The 17,737-nt window shown below is 64.8% G+C and carries 19 protein-coding genes; 12 read left to right on the top strand and 7 right to left on the bottom strand.

Features of this window, described 5'->3' with window-relative positions; genetic code table 11:
• Nucleotides 1-484: 484 nt before the first annotated feature.
• Entirely contained in the window at nt 485-1,513 is a 1,029-nt protein-coding gene (locus tag OG947_RS17255; protein ID WP_442973068.1) for an LLM class flavin-dependent oxidoreductase, read from the top strand.
• 966 nt (nt 1,514-2,479) lie between these two features.
• Here OG947_RS17255 and OG947_RS17250 read toward each other — a convergent pair.
• Both OG947_RS17250 and OG947_RS17245 read right to left on the bottom strand, forming a co-directional pair.
• Nucleotides 2,480-3,235 (bottom strand): hypothetical protein, encoded by a 756-nt coding sequence (locus OG947_RS17250; RefSeq protein WP_328812472.1) that lies wholly within the window; start codon nt 3,233-3,235, stop codon nt 2,480-2,482.
• Complete coding sequence (locus OG947_RS17245) at nt 3,232-3,495, bottom strand: hypothetical protein (protein WP_328812471.1); 264 nt, start codon at nt 3,493-3,495, stop codon at nt 3,232-3,234. The genes OG947_RS17250 and OG947_RS17245 overlap by 4 nt, the downstream gene beginning before the upstream one ends.
• A 70-nt stretch (nt 3,496-3,565) precedes the next feature.
• Between OG947_RS17245 and OG947_RS17240 the strand changes: the two genes are divergently transcribed.
• The 5 genes from OG947_RS17240 (at nt 3,566) to OG947_RS17220 (ending at nt 6,838) form a co-directional block, all read left to right on the top strand.
• Nucleotides 3,566-3,781: a hypothetical protein gene (locus OG947_RS17240; protein ID WP_328812470.1), complete on the top strand. Its 216-nt coding sequence runs from the start codon at nt 3,566-3,568 to the stop codon at nt 3,779-3,781.
• A 1,001-nt stretch (nt 3,782-4,782) separates the two neighbouring features.
• Nucleotides 4,783-5,430 carry a LysE family translocator gene (locus OG947_RS17235; RefSeq protein WP_328812468.1) on the top strand — a complete coding sequence of 216 codons (648 nt, stop codon included), beginning with the start codon at nt 4,783-4,785 and terminating at the stop codon, nt 5,428-5,430.
• Between the two features lie 139 nt (nt 5,431-5,569).
• A complete protein-coding gene (locus OG947_RS17230; protein WP_328814053.1) occupies nt 5,570-5,935 on the top strand; it encodes a PLDc N-terminal domain-containing protein in 366 nt (121 codons plus the stop codon).
• A gap of 44 nt (nt 5,936-5,979) precedes the next feature.
• A complete protein-coding gene (locus OG947_RS17225) occupies nt 5,980-6,306 on the top strand; it encodes a hypothetical protein (RefSeq protein WP_328812467.1) in 327 nt (108 codons plus the stop codon).
• 193 nt (nt 6,307-6,499) lie between these two features.
• Nucleotides 6,500-6,838, top strand: a complete 339-nt coding sequence (locus OG947_RS17220) for a hypothetical protein (RefSeq protein ID WP_328812466.1) — start codon at nt 6,500-6,502, stop codon at nt 6,836-6,838.
• Between the two features lie 343 nt (nt 6,839-7,181).
• On the opposite strand, the gene OG947_RS17215 is transcribed toward OG947_RS17220, so the two are convergent.
• A complete protein-coding gene (locus OG947_RS17215; protein ID WP_328812465.1) occupies nt 7,182-8,096 on the bottom strand; it encodes a LysR family transcriptional regulator in 915 nt (304 codons plus the stop codon).
• 73 nt (nt 8,097-8,169) lie between these two features.
• Here OG947_RS17215 and OG947_RS17210 point away from each other — a divergent pair, with 73 nt between their 5' ends.
• On the top strand, nt 8,170-9,222 hold the full coding sequence (locus OG947_RS17210; protein ID WP_328812464.1) for a DMT family transporter: 1,053 nt from the start codon (nt 8,170-8,172) through the stop codon (nt 9,220-9,222).
• On the opposite strand, the gene OG947_RS17205 is transcribed toward OG947_RS17210, so the two are convergent.
• A complete protein-coding gene (locus OG947_RS17205) occupies nt 9,106-9,759 on the bottom strand; it encodes an HAD family hydrolase (protein WP_328812463.1) in 654 nt (217 codons plus the stop codon). The genes OG947_RS17210 and OG947_RS17205 overlap by 117 nt on opposite strands.
• A gap of 113 nt (nt 9,760-9,872) precedes the next feature.
• Between OG947_RS17205 and OG947_RS17200 the strand changes: the two genes are divergently transcribed.
• Complete coding sequence (locus OG947_RS17200; RefSeq protein ID WP_328812462.1) at nt 9,873-10,451, top strand: TetR/AcrR family transcriptional regulator; 579 nt, start codon at nt 9,873-9,875, stop codon at nt 10,449-10,451.
• Entirely contained in the window at nt 10,448-11,842 is a 1,395-nt protein-coding gene (locus tag OG947_RS17195; RefSeq protein WP_328812461.1) for an MFS transporter, read from the top strand. The genes OG947_RS17200 and OG947_RS17195 overlap by 4 nt, the downstream gene beginning before the upstream one ends.
• A gap of 15 nt (nt 11,843-11,857) precedes the next feature.
• On the opposite strand, the gene OG947_RS17190 is transcribed toward OG947_RS17195, so the two are convergent.
• Nucleotides 11,858-12,820, bottom strand: coding sequence for a hypothetical protein (locus OG947_RS17190; protein ID WP_328812459.1), 963 nt, complete (start codon nt 12,818-12,820; stop codon nt 11,858-11,860).
• Nucleotides 12,821-13,064: 244 nt separating this feature from the next.
• Here OG947_RS17190 and OG947_RS17185 point away from each other — a divergent pair, with 244 nt between their 5' ends.
• On the top strand, nt 13,065-13,670 hold the full coding sequence (locus OG947_RS17185; RefSeq protein ID WP_328812458.1) for a hypothetical protein: 606 nt from the start codon (nt 13,065-13,067) through the stop codon (nt 13,668-13,670).
• 137 nt (nt 13,671-13,807) lie between these two features.
• Nucleotides 13,808-14,143, top strand: a complete 336-nt coding sequence (locus OG947_RS17180; protein ID WP_328812457.1) for a hypothetical protein — start codon at nt 13,808-13,810, stop codon at nt 14,141-14,143.
• Between the two features lie 320 nt (nt 14,144-14,463).
• Here OG947_RS17180 and OG947_RS17175 read toward each other — a convergent pair whose 3' ends face one another.
• A complete protein-coding gene (locus tag OG947_RS17175; RefSeq protein ID WP_328812456.1) occupies nt 14,464-15,672 on the bottom strand; it encodes a hypothetical protein in 1,209 nt (402 codons plus the stop codon).
• A gap of 266 nt (nt 15,673-15,938) precedes the next feature.
• Between OG947_RS17175 and OG947_RS17170 the strand changes: the two genes are divergently transcribed.
• On the top strand, nt 15,939-16,412 hold the full coding sequence (locus OG947_RS17170) for a VOC family protein (protein WP_328812455.1): 474 nt from the start codon (nt 15,939-15,941) through the stop codon (nt 16,410-16,412).
• A 577-nt stretch (nt 16,413-16,989) separates the two neighbouring features.
• On the opposite strand, the gene OG947_RS17165 is transcribed toward OG947_RS17170, so the two are convergent.
• On the bottom strand, nt 16,990-17,613 hold the full coding sequence (locus OG947_RS17165) for an AMIN-like domain-containing (lipo)protein (RefSeq protein ID WP_328812454.1): 624 nt from the start codon (nt 17,611-17,613) through the stop codon (nt 16,990-16,992).
• Nucleotides 17,614-17,737: the final 124 nt, after the last annotated feature.

Below are 17,737 nucleotides of genomic sequence, written 5' to 3'. Positions count from 1 at the left end.
TCAACTGGCGCAGCGGGCGTAGAACACTTGTCTTTCGCTGTGGCGTTGCTCGGGGAACCGACCGATCAGTGCGCTCAGCCCGAGAAGGGCTGTACACGGTCCATCCGTCGCTGCGGCGTATCGCCGCCGTCTCGATACCACGACCTTGAAGCTGAGAGGCTCGGTGATGGAGTGTTTCTCCCGGCTCGGTCGAGGTAGCTGTGTCTGGCTGTACTGCGCGAGGCGGTGCTCGTCGAGCTGGGTTGTGTTCTTGTCCCAGTTGCCGCCCCGCGTGCCAGGTTGCGGGGCGGCATAGCCGTCGAGTGTCAGTAAAGGTCCGGGGTTCGAGTCCCTGTGGGCGCACCACAAAGGACCCCTGATCAGCAGCCGTGCTGATCAGGGGCGCGGAGAGGTGGGTAACCTTGGGAACACTTTCTCGGTCGAGATGGTTGACTTGTAAACTAAACCAGGGTCGATGTCGTGGCCCCGACCGAGAGGCTCAGCAATGCATGTAGGTGTGGACAGCTTCGTGTCCTCCGTAACCGACCCGACCGACGGCCGCGTGATCGGCGCTGCCGAGCGGATGGAGCATCTGCTCGAGGAGATCACCCTCGCCGACCGGGTGGGTCTCTACTCGTTCGGGATCGGCGAGCACCACCGCAGCGAGTACTACGATTCCGCTCCGTCGATCATCCTGGCGGCCGCGGCAGCTCGCACGGAAAGGATCCGGCTGGGCAGTGCGGTCAAGGTACTCAGTGCGGACGATCCGGTGCGAGTCTTCCAGGAATTCGCCACCCTGGATCTGATCTCGAAGGGGCGGACGGATCTGGTCGTGGGCCGCGGCTCGTTCACCGAGTCGTTCCCCCTGTTCGGTCTGGACCTGGCCGACTACGACTCGCTGTTCATCGAGAAGCTCGAGCTGCTACTGCAGATCCGGGACAACGTCGAGGTGACGTGGTCGGGCAAGCACCGGCCGGCGCTGACGCGGCAGAGCATCTATCCGCGTCCCGTGCAGGATCCTCTGCCGATCTGGGTGGGTGTCGGCGGCAGTCCCGAATCATTCGCTCGCGCAGGTCTGTTGGGGTTGCCGCTGATGATCGCGATCATCGGCGGTGAGCCGCGCCAGTTCGCGCCGCTCGTCGATCTGTACCGCCGCGCGGGTGCGCAGGCAGGTCATGCGCCGGAGAAGTTGAAGGTGGGCCTGCACGTGTTCGGGTTCGTCGCGGAGAGCACGCAGGCGGCGGCGGACACCATCTACCCCGGGTGGAACGAGATGTTCACGAAGATCTCGCGGGAGCGAGGATTCGCGCGACCGACCCGAGCGCAGTTCGATGCGACGTCCGGACCGAATGGTGCCTTTTTCATGGGTGACCCGCAGACGGTGGCCGACAAGATCGCGCGAGTGGGCGAACAGCTCGGCGGTGTGGATCGGTTGTCTCTGCAGATGACCAATCCCCTCTTGGCTCACAGTGATCTGCTCCGCGGCATCGAGCTGCTGGGAACGGAGGTCGCTCCGCTGGTGGCCGATCTCTGACCGTGGGCTCGATCATGACGAGCTAGCGGACCTGCGGCCGGCTCTGCGGAATTGCTCGGGCGCGTTCGACCTCGATTCCCAGCCGACGTAGATTTCGTGGATCTTCGCCCGCCGTCCAAGTTCGGACGGCGGGCTCTGACGCGAGATTGCATTATGCCCCGCCCGGAAAATATTCGATTCACAGTCGCCGATCCCTCGACCGGTAGGGCCGGCCTTGTCTCAGGTGCCGGGTGAAGAATCGGTCCGCCTCGTCGCTGGCGTATTCGGGGACGCCGACGTGCCCACCCTAATCGGCGTGCAACATTCGGTGGTGGTCCACAGTGCGGTGATGAGCTCGTCGCCCCCGGTCGAGTCGGAGATCGGAGTTCGACGGTGTAGATGTACGGCAGGGGCGCTCCCACGATGCACAGCAACCCCCACTCCGCCCGGGGGACGATGTCGCCGTCCGAACTCTCTGTAGCGGACGGTGGCACCCCAGGCGTCGCAGTGGGCGCGAGCAGCCTGCACCGCAGGTCATTGGACCCGGTACAGACAACTTTGCAGCCGCCTGAGCAGGCACAATGCGTCGTTCGATATTGCCGAGGAGAAGACCCGAAACCTCGAGTTTCGAGTTGCAGTCATGCATAAGTAGTGAGTGGCACCGGAACCAGAAGAGCCCCTGATCAGCATAACTGCTGATCAGGGGCTCTTTGTGGTGCGCCCACAGGGACTCGAACCCCGGACCCAGTGACTATGCCCGGCTAAACCCAGGAATCCCGTTGGGACCACAAAAGTCCACCTGACCAGCGCGGATTAAGAGTCACATGATCACACGGGACCACCACGGTGCAGGTGCGACCAGAATAAAAGTCATGAATAAGTCGTGAGTGGCCCGTGGAGTGTCAGGTGGTCCGCGTAGAGAATCGATTGCTGTCGGTAAAGCATTGGCGCCAGGTAAGTCAGGTGAACCGGCTCACTCGATCGCTGCTACCGGGTGTCCCATTCCGGGCCGGTGAAGAGACCACGATCCAGCGGCGCAGTGCCGGAGATCGTGACCAGAAGCCGGAAGTGGAAGCCGACCTCGGGTCCGTTCGCGCGTTCGACGATCAACCGGTGATCGGTGAGGGCCTCCACCACACTGATGATCGGATCAGGGACCCAACCCAACCGGGTGTCGCCGTGGTCGGCGACGAGGAAGGCCTGCGGGTTGACCAGGTTTTCGGTGTCGCGGACCAGTCGGAGTTCATCGCCGGTTCGCAGTTCTGCGATGCGGTCTTGTTCCTGCTGTTCGAGGTGCCGGACTCCATGGGTGAGGAACGGGAACGACACGAAGTCGCCGGGCCCACTCACCGGTGCGGGTAGAAGCTCTATGGTGTCGCCGACCCGCTGACCATGAGATCGCGCGAGTACCTCGAACGGTGCGGCGCCCACGGGTAGTCCGAGGGCAGTCATCGACGCCGCGCGGTCCGGACGACGAGACGAGACGACCCGCTCGGCGAAAACGGGAAAGATGGATGCGGCACGCATCATTCCGTCACGGGCGTGCGCCAAGCCAGGGAGTGGCCTGAAGTCGGGCCGCTCCAGGGCGGAGCGTAGGTAGGCGAAGCTGTAATGATCAGACGCCTGCTGCAGGAAACCAGTGGGAACGTACTGGCGAGTCTGTGGATCTCTGAGGGTGACGAGCAGCCTGCTCAGAGCGGGGGGCGCGGCATCGGGAGCGCGGTCGACGGCTTCGATGGTCATGCTGTCAACCTCCTCCGGTTCGTCCCCAACAGCGTACTGATGAAGCTACGTCGGAGCTCTGACATTTCCGGTACGGAGAGCAGGATCGATTCGATGGTCTCCTGATCGACGGCGCCGATCCGCTCGATCCAGGTCTGGGCCTGCGGTCCGGCGCGATGGACCGCGGATATCGCGAGATCGACGAGTGTCAGTCGTCGTCCGTCTTCGAAGCGATCCGCGAAACCGCCGGCGGCGAACACGGTCGCATCCTTGGTGGGCATGTGTTTGTCCTGCAGTCCGGAGACCAGCGCGCTGCCGTGGTCGAACGATTCGGCCAGTGACCGGTGACCGGTGACCGTCCGCGTTGCGCGTGATCACACCCCAGTTGATGGCGTGTCGGTCCGTGTTCGCGATCCACGCGTCGAAGAGAAGGTATCCGGCGAACTGATCGAAACCGCTCATCGTCGCCGTAGCTGCACCGGACGGACCGACATCGTCGAGGAGTCGCTCGATGTTGTCGAGGTTGTGACCGACGCGGTTCTTGGGACGATCGTCGCCAGCACATGACTGATAGCCGGCGAATTCAGAGAGGAGGGTGTCGCCGGATTCAAGTGACGAACCGTCCGGGGTGACGTTCTTGGAGATGATCCCGATCTCTGCACCCCGCTGCGCCAGCTCAACCCTCGCGGAGGGAAGGCCGATGACGCTCGCCAGCTCGGAGGCGATCTTCTCCGACCAATCGTCGTACCGACGGTAACTCGCTGCTTTGATCGGCTTGAACAGCCACCACCTGGACTGGCCCTCGCGTCGCGAATCCGACTCGAGTGCTACCCAGTCCTTGGGGTCGAGCCCGCGAGCCTCCTGGCTGACCACAACCCACTCCGAAATATCCCAGACCGCGAACGGCTGCTTCAGGGGCGTGGGGTGAGGGCGCACAGTGAATGCTGACACGACAACTGTTTCGCCGGTGTCAGCGCACGGCCGGAGGGCCGTGGCACGGTAGGAGTCGTCTCACTGCTCCAGTCAACTGCTAGCCGAGGCGCACCTCCAGTGTTTCTGTATCTGCAGTCTTGAAGCGCCAAGGTCGCGTCCGGTCGATGCAGTAGTGACGTTCGGCCACTAGGTGGACTGTGTCCCGATCACGCGTGTGTGGGGGTGTCGTGACGATGTTGGCCAACGCCGCACGGGATGCGTCGTCGCCGAACGAACCCGCGGCGACGCCCCGCATACTGGCTCGCCCACTATGCGGACGCGAACGTTCGTCTTCTGCAAGCGCCACTTCATCAGCTCGAACGCCTTCTCATTACCGACGTCCATCACCGTCATCGCGATGCCTTTGCTTCTCGATCGCGGCACGGGAGTCGATCGCCGCTCTCAGCCCGTCCACCTCCAGCCAGTCATGCCCCGGACCCCGAATCCAGCGCCCTGCTTCCACATCGCACATCAACACGCCTCCGCCCAACCGGAGCCGCCTACCGGCCACGTTCGCGTCGCCACATCGGTCGCCCAGCACGTACCGCGCGCGGACCCCCTTGACGCGCCCGCGCTCGACGCGTTCGCTGGTGTCCGTGCCGATCGAGACAGTGCTCGCGTTCTGCGGTGTCGCCCTCCTCGCCTACATCACCCCCGGCCCGGACTGGTTCGTGGTCATGCCTGCCGCCGTCACCTCCCGCCGAACTGGGTGGATCGCAGCAATCGGGGTCCAATGCGGGCTGCTGGTGCACATGAGCGCAGCGGCCGTCGGTGTGGCGGCGGTGATACTGGCGAGCGCGACCGCGTTCTCGGTCCTGAAGTGGATCGGCGCCGCATACCTGGTGTACCTCGGTGTGCGCGCACTGCTCGCCTCCCGGCGGGCCACGGTCGGACGGGACGAAGACGGCGGGCCTGATGCTGCCGCGCGCCCCCCGGCCCGGCTGGTTCAGGTGTGGCGACGAGCGTTCACCGCCAATGTCCTCAACCCGAAGGCGGCCCTGTTCTTCGTCGCGATCCTGCCCCAGTTCGTCACCCCCGGCGGCGCTGTCGCCGCCCAGATCATCGGGCTGGGTTTGCTCGACGTCGCACTCGGCGTTGTGTGGTGGGCGGTGTTCGTCCTCGGGGTGCACCGGCTGCGGTCGATCATGGGCGGCGCCCGCGCCCGCACCGTCACCGATCGCGTCGCCGGAACCGCACTCATCGGGCTCGGCGGAGTACTCGCTGTCACGCCCAGCCGCGCCTGACCGCTCCCGTCCAGGTGCGCCGACATGGGAAGCGGCGGAAGCCGGCCACACAGGATTGGCGGCGCCGCGTTCGCGCGGTACTCTGCCACCGACCAGTAGAAACCGTACGGTGTCGTTCTCATCGAAGGTGGTGGCGTTCATGCCGTATCTCGGCCTGCTCGTGATGGTGTTGTGGGTGTTCTGCCTGATCGACGTCATCACCGCCGACGAGTCCGGTGTGCGCCACGTGCCGAAGATGGTGTGGCTACTGGTGGTGCTGTTCCTCCCGCTGCTGGGGTCGTTGCTGTGGCTGGGGGTAGGCCGGCCGCTCGGCGGCGGCATCTGGGGCGGTAGCGACCACGCACGCCGGGGATCGGCATCGGGGTTCGCTGAGTACGACCACCGCCCCGGTAGGGCCGTCGCTCAGAACCCGGAGGCGGACGCCGAGTTCCTGCGCCAGTGCCGCGCACGCGCAGAGCAGCAGAGGCGAGTCGAATGTGAGCGACGGCGTTCCGAAGGCTCCTGACAGCACACCTGCGCAAAGAATCCGAGGACGAGGGGAGGTCGGCGATGACAGTGGCGGTGCTCGTGATGGTGGTCGCGCTCGTATTGCACTGTGTAGCCGCACGAACTGTGTCCAGAGAGAACCGAGATCGGTTGCTGCCGACGACCTTCGGCCCCTACCCGGTGCGGCCCGCGCGAAAGGTACGGCGCCTGCAGACGATCGGATGGCTCCTGAGCCTGTGGGCGGCGCTACGGATCGCCGACGTGCTCTGGTCGACGCAGCCATGGCTGGGAATGGGTCTCGCGGTGTCGGCGATACTGGTGATCAACGGCGCGCCGAGCCTGATCGTCACCCTGATGCACAACCGCAGAATCGACCCATCCCCCATCTGAGCACCGTGGCCGATGACCAACGACCGCAGTGTATTCGAGTGACAGGACGTGACCGTTGAGAGGCGTGAAAGGGCGCGGCCGCAGGTCGGTTCAGCTGGCGCTCGCGCTGGCGGCTCTGGTCCTGGTCGCAGCGTCTGGTGCATTCTTCGGGTGGGCGTCGTCGATCTCGTACACGCGGACAGCGACGGTCACCGTGGGGCTGGAGCGCGACGACTCCGCTGTTACCGGGGAGTTGTCTCGGACCCGCCCGGCGGTCATCATGATCGGCTTCGACGGACCGCAGGATGCGGGGCCGGTCGCCGATCGTTTGTCACGAACGCGGGGCGGGCCCGCGTCGGACTACCGCGACGCAGTGACGATCACGGTGCAGGGGAACGGAGACCTGGCCATCACGGTGGTGGACCCGGACAAGGACGATGCGATCTCCATCGCCAACGACGCAGCGCAGGCCTACGCCGATCTGTTCAACGAGAACTCGACCGGGCCGCCCGGGCATATGCTGCGCGCGGAAGTGTCGTCGCCTGCGATCTAGCTGTTCCAGCCGGGTGGACAGGGCCGACGCCGACATGGTCGGCAGCCGCGCTTGCCCGGACCTAGTCAAGTGAATCGAGAACCCGAGTCGAGACCATCAGCGTCGACGGGTCCGACCTGATCACCGGACCGCCGGGTGGCGTTCGACGTCGCTGCACTTCCTCGGTCCTGAGGGGATGGTCCTGGAAGCAATTACGAGGGAAGCTCGCGCACCTCGGGCCAGCGACGATGCGCGTCGTTTCGTCGCTGTCAGCGAGATCGGGCTCTGTGTCATCGATATCTCGGCGGCACGAAGTACCGCCGATGTCGTTCTCCTGAGATAACTGCGCGGTCGCGGCGGCAGCCTAGATCGGCGCCTGCGATTCTCGGAGCGAGATCGCGGAGTCGCTGCGCAGTGTCGTGGTCAGCAAGCGTTCAAGCTCGCGGACAGCAGGGATGTCGGTGGACGTCGCAAACCGAAGAGATCGGGTGATCGAGGGTTCGACAGCGAGGTACGTCACGGATGCGTCTGGGTCTCGCGCGGTCTCGGGTATCAATGCCACTGCCAGGCCTACTTCGACAAGTGCCAATTGAGTCGTGTAGTCCGATACCTCGAACGCCACCCGCGGTTCGTGGCCGGCTTCTCGGAACAGCTGAAGCAGGGCGTCGTGAGCCGCGGACCCTGCCGGGCACACCGCCCAGGCACCGGTGGTCAGTTCGGACAGTGCCGCAGCGGTGCGCCGCGAACCCACGGGCACCGCGACGTGAGTCTTCTCGGTCACCAGAGTCGCAGCGTGGACGCCGCAGGGAAGCCTCGTCGGCTGGTTGTCCCACGATTCGAACACCACCGCGTCGAGTGCTCGACGCTCCAGCGAATCCAGGAGCTCGTGCGCTTCACCATCGACGATGGTGGGGGCCACCTCAGGATAGGCCGAGGTCAGCTCCGCCAGCGCAGGCACGACGAGCCTTCGCAGCGCGCTGGCGACCGCGCCGATCCGAAGTGCGCCGGCGACTTCGGTGTCGATTCTGGCGACGTCGCTCTCCCCGAGGCGGGCCGATGCGCTCATCGCCGCCGCGTGGGCGGCGAGTGCTCGCCCTGCGGGCGTGAGCCGAATTGTGCGGCCGTTCCGCTCCACCAGAGTTGCGCCCACTTCCCTCTCCAGCCTCCGGATATGCTGCGAGACTCCGGGTCCGGTCAGATGCAGGCTTGCAGCGGCCCTGGACACCGAGCCGTGCTCGGCGACCGCAGAGAAGACCCTCATCCGATCCCACGACAACATGAAACTCAGGCTAATCAGTACTAGGCAGTAACACCACCTGGACTTTCGAGTCGCGAATTGGTGTGCTCGACCCATGAGTGCACCGACCTCCGACGCCATCCACGCCGCGACCACCGGGCGATCGGCCGTTCTCGTCGCCGCCGGGGCGGCGGCGCTGTCGTTGTCGGCGACCTTCGTCAAGCTCGCCGACGTGACCGCTGGTACCGCCGCGTTCCTGCGCTGCGCCATCGCCCTGTTCGCGTTGGTTCCGTTGGCAGTGAGGGAAGCCCGACGATCAGGCGCGATGCCGGCGAATCTGTACCCGATCGCGATCATGGCGGGTGTATTCCTCGGAGCCGACTACATCATGTGGACCGGCAGCATCCTCGACGTGGGTGCGTCGATCGCGACGGTCCTGATCAACGTCCAGGTTATCGTTCTCCCTGTCCTCGGGCTGGTCGTCGACCGCACGTCGATCTCGCGGCGGTTCATGTTCGCGGCGCCGTGCATGCTCCTCGGGGTGGCAATGGCGGGCGGAGTGATCGGTGGGTCCGGGTCGGCAGCGGACCACGCTGTACGCGGCTCCCTGCTGGGCATCGCAGCCGGAGTTGCCTACGCGGTGTACCTGTTCCTCAACCGGCGGTCCGTCCAGCGCAGTCCACGGCACCTGGTCATCCCCGTCTGCGTGTCGACTGCCTCGGCAGCGGTGACGGCAGGAATCATCGGGGCAGCGATGGACGACATCAATCTGTCCATCACCGCCGCGTCATGGGGCTGGATGGTGGCGCTGGCCATGATTGGTCAAGTCGCGGCGTGGCTGGTCATCAGCGCAGGTTCGCGATCTCTAAGAATCGATACCGTTGCTGCACTTCTGCTCTGCCAACCGGTCCTGGGCATCGTCTTCGGCTACCTGGTGCTCACCGAAACCCCTAGCGCAGTCCAGATATTCGGCTCGGCGGTGGTCGTTGCAGCAGTGTGGTCCGCCACCCGCTGCCCCGCTGCCCCGCTGCGAGCGGAGACGACGCGAATCTCAGTCGATCCCGTGTTCCCACTCCTGGAGCCACGGCAGCACGTCGATCAGATCCTCGGTGACGATCGCGGTGGTCGCGGCTTCGCGGGCGGCGTCACCGGCGTTGAGCGCGAGTGATGTCGGGACAACCTCGAACAGAGGGATGTCGGACCTGCTGTCTCCGATCGCGCAGCAGTGGCGCAGCGGCACTCCCCGTTCCCCCGCGAGATCGACCGCGCGGTCACGCTTGTCGTACTCGTCGAAGTGCTCGGCCACGGTGCCGTCGAAGCTCGATCCCGATACCCCCACCCGGGGACCGCCATTGGCCGTGAAGCCGAAACGTCTGGCTATCGAACTGCTGACCGGCTGCCACGCCAGCGACGCGAGCACCGGTTCGATCCGATGACTGCGACACCACGCCGTCACGTCGTCGATTCCGTTGATCAGCGGGAGCGCCTCGAGCCACTGGTCCACGCTCTCGACGCTCACGCCGCGCCAGCCCTCGGCATCGATGACGCTGACCTCTTGATTCGTCAACTCGCCCGCGGCATACCGCAACTCCGCATCATCGAGCGCCTGCTGGTGACCCAGTCGCGCCGCGAGAAAACTACCACTCGACATCGACGGGACCAACGTTCCGTCGATATCGAAGAACGCGATGCCCCGCAACGTCACCCCAGCAGGATATCCGTGTCGACGCCGGTTCGGGCAATTCGAGAGAGCGGAGCACTGGCGCACGGTGTATAAAGTAAGTAGTTAGTAACCAGTTACCACGAAGGTGGCAAGCCATGCCGCACCAGCCGAAGATGAGTCGCGACGACCGACGTGATCAGATCCTTCGCATCGCAGCCGGGGAGTTCGCGGACGGCGGGCTCCGCGGGACGTCGACGGAGGCGATCGCCCAGCAGGCCGGAATCACCCAGGCCTACATCTTCCGCATCTTCGGGACGAAGAAGGCTCTCTTCCTCGAGGTGATGACCTCTGCGTTCGACCGGCTGACCACCGGCATGTGCGAGGCGGCCGGTGACGCCACCGGCCGGGAGGCGCTGTCGCTGATGGGCGCCCGCTACTACGAGCTGCTCGACGATCGCAGTTCGTTGCTGCTGCAGTTGCAAGGCTTCGCGGCGTGCGGCGATCCGGAGGTCCGCGACGCGGTGCGCACCAGCTTCGGTCGCATGTGGACAACCGTCGCCGAAGTCACCGGACTCGACGCCGTCACGATCAAGGCGTTCCTCGCGTTCGGCATGTTGCTCAACAATGCTGCTGCTCTCGAAATCTCCGAGGTGACCGACCCGTGGGGCGACGGCGTGCAGACCCGCATCCGACCGGGATTGTTCGACCACATAACCAGCGAGACGAACCGATGACGCCCCCCGAGGCCGTCCACGACGAACCGCCGAGGTTCCTGGTCGGGTCGCTGCTGTTCATCGCCCTGGTCGTCGCCGCCGTCGGCAGCCTCGGGGCGCCGCTGATCACCAGTGTGGCAACGACTTTCGATGTATCACTGGCCAGCGCCCAATGGACACTGACGATCACCCTGTTCGCCGGCGCGATCGCCACCCCCGTCCTCGGGCGGCTCGGCGCCGGCCCACACCGGCGGACCGCGATCCTGGTGACCCTTGCCGTCGTCGTGACCGGCAGCATCCTCACTGTCGTACCCGTGCCTTTCGCCTGGCTGCTGCTCGGCAGAGCCGCGCAAGGCGTCGGACTGGGCCTGACCGCCCTGATGATGGGCGTCGCCCGCGACCACCTCCCGGAAGACAAGTCCGATTCGACGATCGCGCTCGTGTCGGTGGCATCGACCATCGGGATCGGGATCGGCTACCCACTGGCAGGCTTGCTCACCGAACTGGGCGGTGTCCGCGCCGCCTACGGGCTGGGGCTCGCCGTCACCGTCCTGGCATTCACTGCCGCCTACCTCCATGTCCCCCGCTCCCCTGCCGGGCGCGCATCTCGGATGGACATCCCCGGTGCAGTACTGCTCGCCGCAGCGCTGTCCCTCGTGCTGTTCCTTGCCAGCGAGACCACCGTCTGGACCGACCACCTGACCGTGGCGGCGTCACTGGGCGTACTGGGTGTCCTGATCCTCGGCGCGTGGGTGGTCGTGGAAAACCGCTGCATCGCACCACTTGTCGACGTTCGGATGCTACGCCACCCGACCGTCGCCGGCGCCAACATCGCCATGTTCATCGGCGGAATCGGCATGTATCTGCTGCTGACGCTGATAACTCGCTATGCGCAGACTCCCGGCGACACCGGATACGGCTTCGGGCTGAGCACCTTCGCCGCCGGACTGGTCCTCGTACCGTTCTCCGCTCTCGGCTTCGTCGCCGGCAAACTGACACCGCGGGCCCGCGGGAGATTCGGCGCCCCACTCGTTCTCGCCGCGGCCGCCGGCACCGTTCTGGTCGGCTTCGTCGTATTCGCCACCGCCCGAACCACCGTCGTCGAGGTACTGGCCGCGATGGCCATTCTTGGTTTCGGTGTCGGGAGCTTCTCCTCGGGGATGCCCGGAGTGATCCTCGCTGTCACACCCGAACGCGAAACCTCCAGCGCTATGGGCGTCAACCAGGTCGTCCGCAGTATCGGGTTCTCGCTCGGCAGTGCTGTCGGCGGACTGACTCTCGCCGCGGGAACCGACGGCCACTTCCCCGACGACACCGCGTACACCACCGCCGCGTGGATCGGCGCAACCGTCATGCTCGCCACCACCGTCGTTTGCGTGGCTCTGCACACAAAAACCACCCCGCACCGGTGAAACGCACGTAGCGCCTCAGGGTGCGTCCCACTGCACCCGTCCATCGCCGGTGATCGCCGGTACCCACACCGAGTGAAAGACCGCGCCGAGTTCGATGCTGTCCGCGAGATCGGAGAGCATTGCACTGACTGACACCCATAGTGCGCCTGGGCTGTCACCTTCTCGGTGATAGACGGTCACGCATCCGTGTAGGTCGCCGGCACGCACATCGACAACCAGGTAGTCCTCGTCGTCACCGGCGATGGGTACGAACCCATCCAGGAAGGCAAACGCCTGCGTCCCTGCCGGCTCGGTATCCGAGACCGCCCCCTGGAACTGGTCGTCGTCGGGCTCGTTCAGGGCAAGGGAAGCTCTCCGGTGTTCGATCAACAGTGTTCGCGCAGCGACCATCTGGTCGGCGGAGTACAACGGTCCCCACGGTGTCAGTCGCACGATCGGTGTGTCGACGCTGGAAAGTTCGACGAGTTCGCTCGGCCACTCGAATGGGCCCGACACCCGGTGTTGTTCTCGATCGACTCGGGATCCGGCGGCCGACTCACTCGACTGGACAGACTCGAGGTCGCCTCGAGTGACGAGGGCAGTCACGCGATCCAGCTGAGCACCGACGGAACTGGAGACCGTGTCGTACCGTGCTCCACCTGCCGACGGCGCACCGGGTCGAAGCTGTGCTTCGTACTCTTCTCGGCGCCGGTGCTGAGTCGCCGTTTCGGTCTCGATGCGCTGGATCAGGGCACTGTCGTCCAGGGCGAGGTCTTTCAGCGGGATCGAAATCGCCACCTCGTCATGGGGCCGCTGCCCGACCGAGATGACGCAGTACGGCATCAGATCTGCTTCGCGGGCTGCGCGGACGTCACGTGCCTGCTGTAACACTGCGGCATACGCCTCCGCGTACGTCATCGCATTGCCGCTGTGGACCTCCGAGAAGCGGCCACGGTCGAACACCACAGTCCACGTCACGTTCTCACCAGGATCGCTCATGACCTCATTGTGTTCGATGAACACCGGTCCCGAACCAGTGCGGTGCCCCCGAGTTACGTTCCGTGTTCAGATTCGGACCAGTCGCCGCCGCCGCGTCTCCGCGCTGGGTTCTTCAGTTCACCGCCGTAGCCTTGCGTCTCGATACTGCTTGTCCCTCGCCGCGCGAAAACTGTGCCGACCGAATAAATGGCCACATGACAATTGGTCGTCGGTCGCGTTGCCCGAAGGGTTCTACGATGCACGCATGCAGACCCTGCAACGACCGTGGCCGTGGACGGCATGGTTCTGGCTCTGCCTTCCGGCGTACCTGTACGGGCTGCTGTTCGTCATCGCCGACATCTGGTGGATCACAATCACCACCACCGTCGTGGCCTTCGCGGCCAGCATGATGTGGGTGGCGCGTACCAACACGCAATCCCGCACACCGAGACGACGCGCCTGGCACGTCGCGTGCGCAACGGTCCTGGCAGCCATCACACTTGTGGCTGTTCTGTACGGGGTCAGGGACATGACGCGCACCGTCTCGCGCAGTGTCGGCGACACCATGGATCCACGCTCCGTGAACTGTGGGACCGTTCTCCGACCGATCGCCGCTGACCAACTCGTCGTGAGCCTGCCCGACAGTTACCCGGCCGAGGCCGCGGCACGGCTCCCGACACTTCCGACCGCCTCACTCGATAGCCGATGCGATTCAGCCATCACAGGCAACAGAAACTTCGTCATCGCAGCGATCCTGGGCGGCCTCGTCGTCGCGTCCCGCTCACTCGGCCACACAATTCGAGCCAGAAAGTCCGGGCGCACTGTCAGCGAAAGAAAGATGAACACGTTGCTGGGTAACGAAAATCGATGATTCGAACCGCACCATCAGCCCCTGCCCGGTCAGCGACACCACTCGCCCCAGCGGCGGCCACGCCCCGCGGCAGCCGGAACCGAGACGGTCGCTCCCCAAGCGAGTCGCGCGGGGATCACACGGAGTCGTCGGGGTCCGTGTGCACTCCAGCACTGATACAGGCCACGGCGGTCACCCGGAAGCGATACGGGCACGTTCTCGCCATCCTCACGGCGCTGGCCCTCAGCATGACCGGATGCACCACACACGATCTCGCCGAAACCAGCCCAGCCCAGACGCAACAGGACCGCACCGCAATCACCGAGACGATGCGCAAGTACTTCGACGCCTACAACACCGGCGACGTCGCCGAGCTCAACAAGAACTCCTGTGTCGCCGCGCAGAGAACCGACGCAACCCACCCTCGTTCCCAACGATCCTGCACGACATCGGCATCCCCACCATCACCGGCGATGCGGCATCCGTACCCGTGACCATGTCGATCGAGAGTTCAGACCCCCCGACCACCTCATCGACCGTGACCATCCCTCTCGTCGAATACGACGGAAGCTGGACCCTCTGCTTGCTGGAGAGACCCTCCAACGGCTGACACTGACCCCGACGGGGGGCACACATGTTCGAGACGCGTCCGCGAACGCGCGGGTGCCGTCGAACCTGACCGATCCACCCTGCGGCATGGTGCAGGCAGTGCCATTCGCGCCCAGCGGTCCCCGCATGACCCGACACACCGGTCATCGGAAGGTAGACCGACGGCCCGTTCTACATTGCGAACATGGCGCGCACGGCAGCCGAATCACACCCAGAGAATCCCGTCGACGGCCCTGTCCGCAGCCGGGTACGCCCTCGTGCCGGCCTGCTCGAGCAGTTCCACCGCTATGTAATCTGTGACGTCGTCCAATCTCACTCCGAACTCGTCATAGAGGTTCCTCCGCGCCACCAGTGTCAGCCCGGGGTAATCGTCGTGCTCGAAGGCGATGTGTAACTGCCCGCTCGGCCAATCCCCGACGTACGATGCCCGAAAACCGGTTGCCTTGCCTGCGCGAATCATTCTGTCTATCCGACGAACGCAGAACGCCACGTACGAGTCGTGGTCGAGGGGCCGCGGACCGACGGGCCGACAATGGTCGGTGATGTCGACCCCGCCGATCGGCACCGCAGAGACAACACCGTCGGTGTCGACGATCTGAATGCCGTCGACGGCGACCCTGGTCTCAGGGTCGAATGCGGTGGTCACAGACCAGAGCCGGTCGTCGGCGACGGTTCCGTCGATGAGACGGACGCCGGGCCACTCGATCGTCCGTTCGACTACGTTCGCGCGGTAGCCGCGGATGACGGTGGTGGTTCCGAACGGTTTGTCCAGCCCCCAATGCCATCTCCACTCGCCGCCGGACGCCCGTTTGCGGTAGTGCTTCTCGTTGTAGGTGAGGTCGGCGTACTCGCTGCCCGTATCGCCGAGGTGCTCCGTCGCCTCGTGCTCGGTGCGGGAGATCCGTTCGGGGCGAGGTTCGTCGAGAGGTACGTGCAACGTGGTTGTCTGCCAGGTCAATCGGAAGCGAACCGGTGACGAGTCGCCGTCGATGGGCACCCTAACCCAGGGTTCGTGCTCCACCTTGACGATGATCACTCGCTCGATCACGCCGATGCCGAAGACGAAGCCCTCCACCGGGACGTTCTCGGTGCCGCCTCCGGGTAGCACGAACGTAAGCGACGATTGCCGGCGTTTGCGAGGTCTAGGTGGCACATCGGGCGAGGACGCGATGTCGTTGGGGCGTTTCTTCGCGGTGTGGCAATACGCTCCCCCGTGACCCGCGGCGATCAAGCCATCACCGTGGACGTACTCGGCGTGCGAGATGCCGTCGACGGTGACGCGAGCAAGTGGCCCGTCAGGATGATTCTGTATCCACAACCCGCCCTCGTCCGCGTCAATCCGCGGCGTTGATCGGGCCTCGGTGCCTCGTGCCGGCGGAGCCAGCGGCAGGTCCACCCAGGAGACGAGCTTCACGAATTTTGCTGTGAGAGAATTGAACACAGCGGCAACAGGTTGAGTACTGTCGATCACCCACGCGTGCTCGGCGGAGTGGAATATTCGGCGCGGTCGCAACGACCTGCGCGAAATTTCGGCGCTCATGCGCCTTTCTGTGATGTCATGCTGACAGGCTAGCAGTGACCCATCGCGACGTGACCAGATCCTTGAACCAGGGTCATCTGTCGATGCCTTGCGTGCGACATGCCTGAACCAGAGCGGGGAGTCCGTGAGAGTGTCTGGGGATGGAAGCGTTCTGGCCGCATCAACTTGACGTCAGCGCCGTGCGGTTCGCTCGACCGACGGCCCGGTACGACGAGGTCCTAGCGTTCTACCGAGACATCGTCGGTCTACCGGTACTGGCGCAGTGGCTTGACCACCATGGGTATGACGGCGTGGTGTTCGGGCTGCCGGACAGTTCGGTCCAGATGGAACTTCTTCACGTCCGCGCTGCACCCTCAATTCCGGATCCGAACCCCGAGAATCAGTTGGTTCTCTACCTCGACGGACCCGAATCTCTGCTCAGAGCGTGCGACCGCCTGACAGAGCGCGGTCAGACGCCCATCGCCTCCGCCAACCCCTACTGGACCGAGAACGGCGCTGCCACCTTCGTGGATCCGGATGGATGGATTGTGGTTCTGGCGCCGCGCACCATATTCGGACCACCTGTAGGCCCTGTTCAAGACGCAGTGAATCATGTACGGGTGACTGAGTCCTGACGGTGCAGCGGGCTTCATAGTGTCGAGCAGCTGGGCGAGCTGTCCGGCGAGGGTCAATTTTCCGGATCCGGATGAGCCGAGCACGGCTACTCGCCGTGCCGTGCTCCCGCAGTCTGTCGGACGCTTTATGTCATCTGGGACGCCATGTTTGGGATGTGCACGATCATTTCCGGCTCGTGACCTTGCCCGACGTGGACGTTCTCACGACGGCGGTCGAACGCCTCGGCAACTTTCTGGGTTCGTACTCGCAGTGAGGCCGGACAAGCCAGACCAACCAGTAACTGCAGCGACGTTATCTAAATGGAGGGCGACTGCTCCGACTGACCACACTGCGGTGATACGTGACTTAACCTTCCGCGACCTGGTCAGCCCCGGTCTCGGACCGAGTCACGGCGATCTAGGTCCTGTGTCAGTCGTTGTCGTCGTCGGGACGGTGAGGGCCAGCGTGGATATGTCGGCGCCGCCCAGAGGGCGCCACCGCTGTGGTGGGTGCGCTGTTCGACGTCGTCGAATCCGAGGACGAGGCGGTCGACCACGAGGTGAAGCAACGGTGATCCCTTCTCGAACCAACCGCAGGTCAAGACGAAACGCTGACACTGATCGCTTCCGGCGAACGCGTTGCACTGACGGTCACATTGGGGTCGCCGCCCCGCATCCCGACGAATGACTGCAACAAACTGTCACTGCTCTGGTAGGTCAGCACCTCCACCACCGACGAGTCCCCATCAGGTTTGGACAACATAGGTCGCTCCGAGGCGTAGTCGGCGCCGTTCGAGTCCACGCCCGTCAGGTCCAGCTGCAGCAGGCACCGACCGGAGACTCCAACGGTGTCGGATGTCCCTCTCAGGAGCGGCGCTTGGACGAACCGTGCAGTCCACCCGACCTGCCCGTCACCAGAAACGGGGTAAGTGATGACGGTGCCGCTAATGCTGGTTCTAACAACGACCGAACCGAGGATGGGAACGGCTACGCCAGGCACCACGCCGTCGGCCGGGACAGGAACTAGTCCGGGGGTCGATTCCGGCGGGTCACCCACGATGAATCGGCCCGAAAACGAGTCGAACCGTCGACACTCGGCGCCGCGATCCGCCTGTACCGATGCACTGGGTGCGTCGGTGGCCGGATTCGGGACGGTGCAACCGACCGAAAACGCCACGGTGACGATGACTGTCCCGAGCCAGGCGAAGCGCGTGTACTTCATCCGCGGTGCACCTCCAACGCCGACGCGTCGCGATCTTCGATCTCCACGCTTGCCCAATCCTGTCCTCCATGGACTTCGTGAGCTATCGCGAAATATACCGGCTGGTGCGAAAGGATGGGTCCGA

Source organism: Rhodococcus sp. NBC_00297, from assembly GCF_036173065.1.
In the GTDB taxonomy this organism is placed as follows: domain Bacteria; phylum Actinomycetota; class Actinomycetes; order Mycobacteriales; family Mycobacteriaceae; genus Rhodococcoides.
Note: the sequence above shows the minus strand (reverse complement) of the source record. Positions and strands in the feature narration are given on the sequence as shown.

What these genes read in the sequence shown, in the direction of transcription:
- OG947_RS17255 (WP_442973068.1), top strand. Translation starts at nt 485, where the DNA reads ATGCATGTAGGTGTGGACAGCTTCGTGTCCTCCGTAACCGACCCGACC.
- OG947_RS17250 (WP_328812472.1), bottom strand. Translation starts at nt 3,235, where the DNA reads ATGACCATCGAAGCCGTCGACCGCGCTCCCGATGCCGCGCCCCCCGCT.
- OG947_RS17245 (WP_328812471.1), bottom strand. Translation starts at nt 3,495, where the DNA reads ATGCCCACCAAGGATGCGACCGTGTTCGCCGCCGGCGGTTTCGCGGAT.
- OG947_RS17230 (WP_328814053.1), top strand. Translation starts at nt 5,570, where the DNA reads ATGCCGTATCTCGGCCTGCTCGTGATGGTGTTGTGGGTGTTCTGCCTG.
- OG947_RS17225 (WP_328812467.1), top strand. Translation starts at nt 5,980, where the DNA reads ATGACAGTGGCGGTGCTCGTGATGGTGGTCGCGCTCGTATTGCACTGT.
- OG947_RS17215 (WP_328812465.1), bottom strand. Translation starts at nt 8,096, where the DNA reads ATGTTGTCGTGGGATCGGATGAGGGTCTTCTCTGCGGTCGCCGAGCAC.
- OG947_RS17210 (WP_328812464.1), top strand. Translation starts at nt 8,170, where the DNA reads ATGAGTGCACCGACCTCCGACGCCATCCACGCCGCGACCACCGGGCGA.
- OG947_RS17200 (WP_328812462.1), top strand. Translation starts at nt 9,873, where the DNA reads ATGCCGCACCAGCCGAAGATGAGTCGCGACGACCGACGTGATCAGATC.
- OG947_RS17195 (WP_328812461.1), top strand. Translation starts at nt 10,448, where the DNA reads ATGACGCCCCCCGAGGCCGTCCACGACGAACCGCCGAGGTTCCTGGTC.
- OG947_RS17190 (WP_328812459.1), bottom strand. Translation starts at nt 12,820, where the DNA reads ATGAGCGATCCTGGTGAGAACGTGACGTGGACTGTGGTGTTCGACCGT.
- OG947_RS17185 (WP_328812458.1), top strand. Translation starts at nt 13,065, where the DNA reads ATGCAGACCCTGCAACGACCGTGGCCGTGGACGGCATGGTTCTGGCTC.
- OG947_RS17170 (WP_328812455.1), top strand. Translation starts at nt 15,939, where the DNA reads ATGGAAGCGTTCTGGCCGCATCAACTTGACGTCAGCGCCGTGCGGTTC.
- OG947_RS17165 (WP_328812454.1), bottom strand. Translation starts at nt 17,613, where the DNA reads ATGAAGTACACGCGCTTCGCCTGGCTCGGGACAGTCATCGTCACCGTG.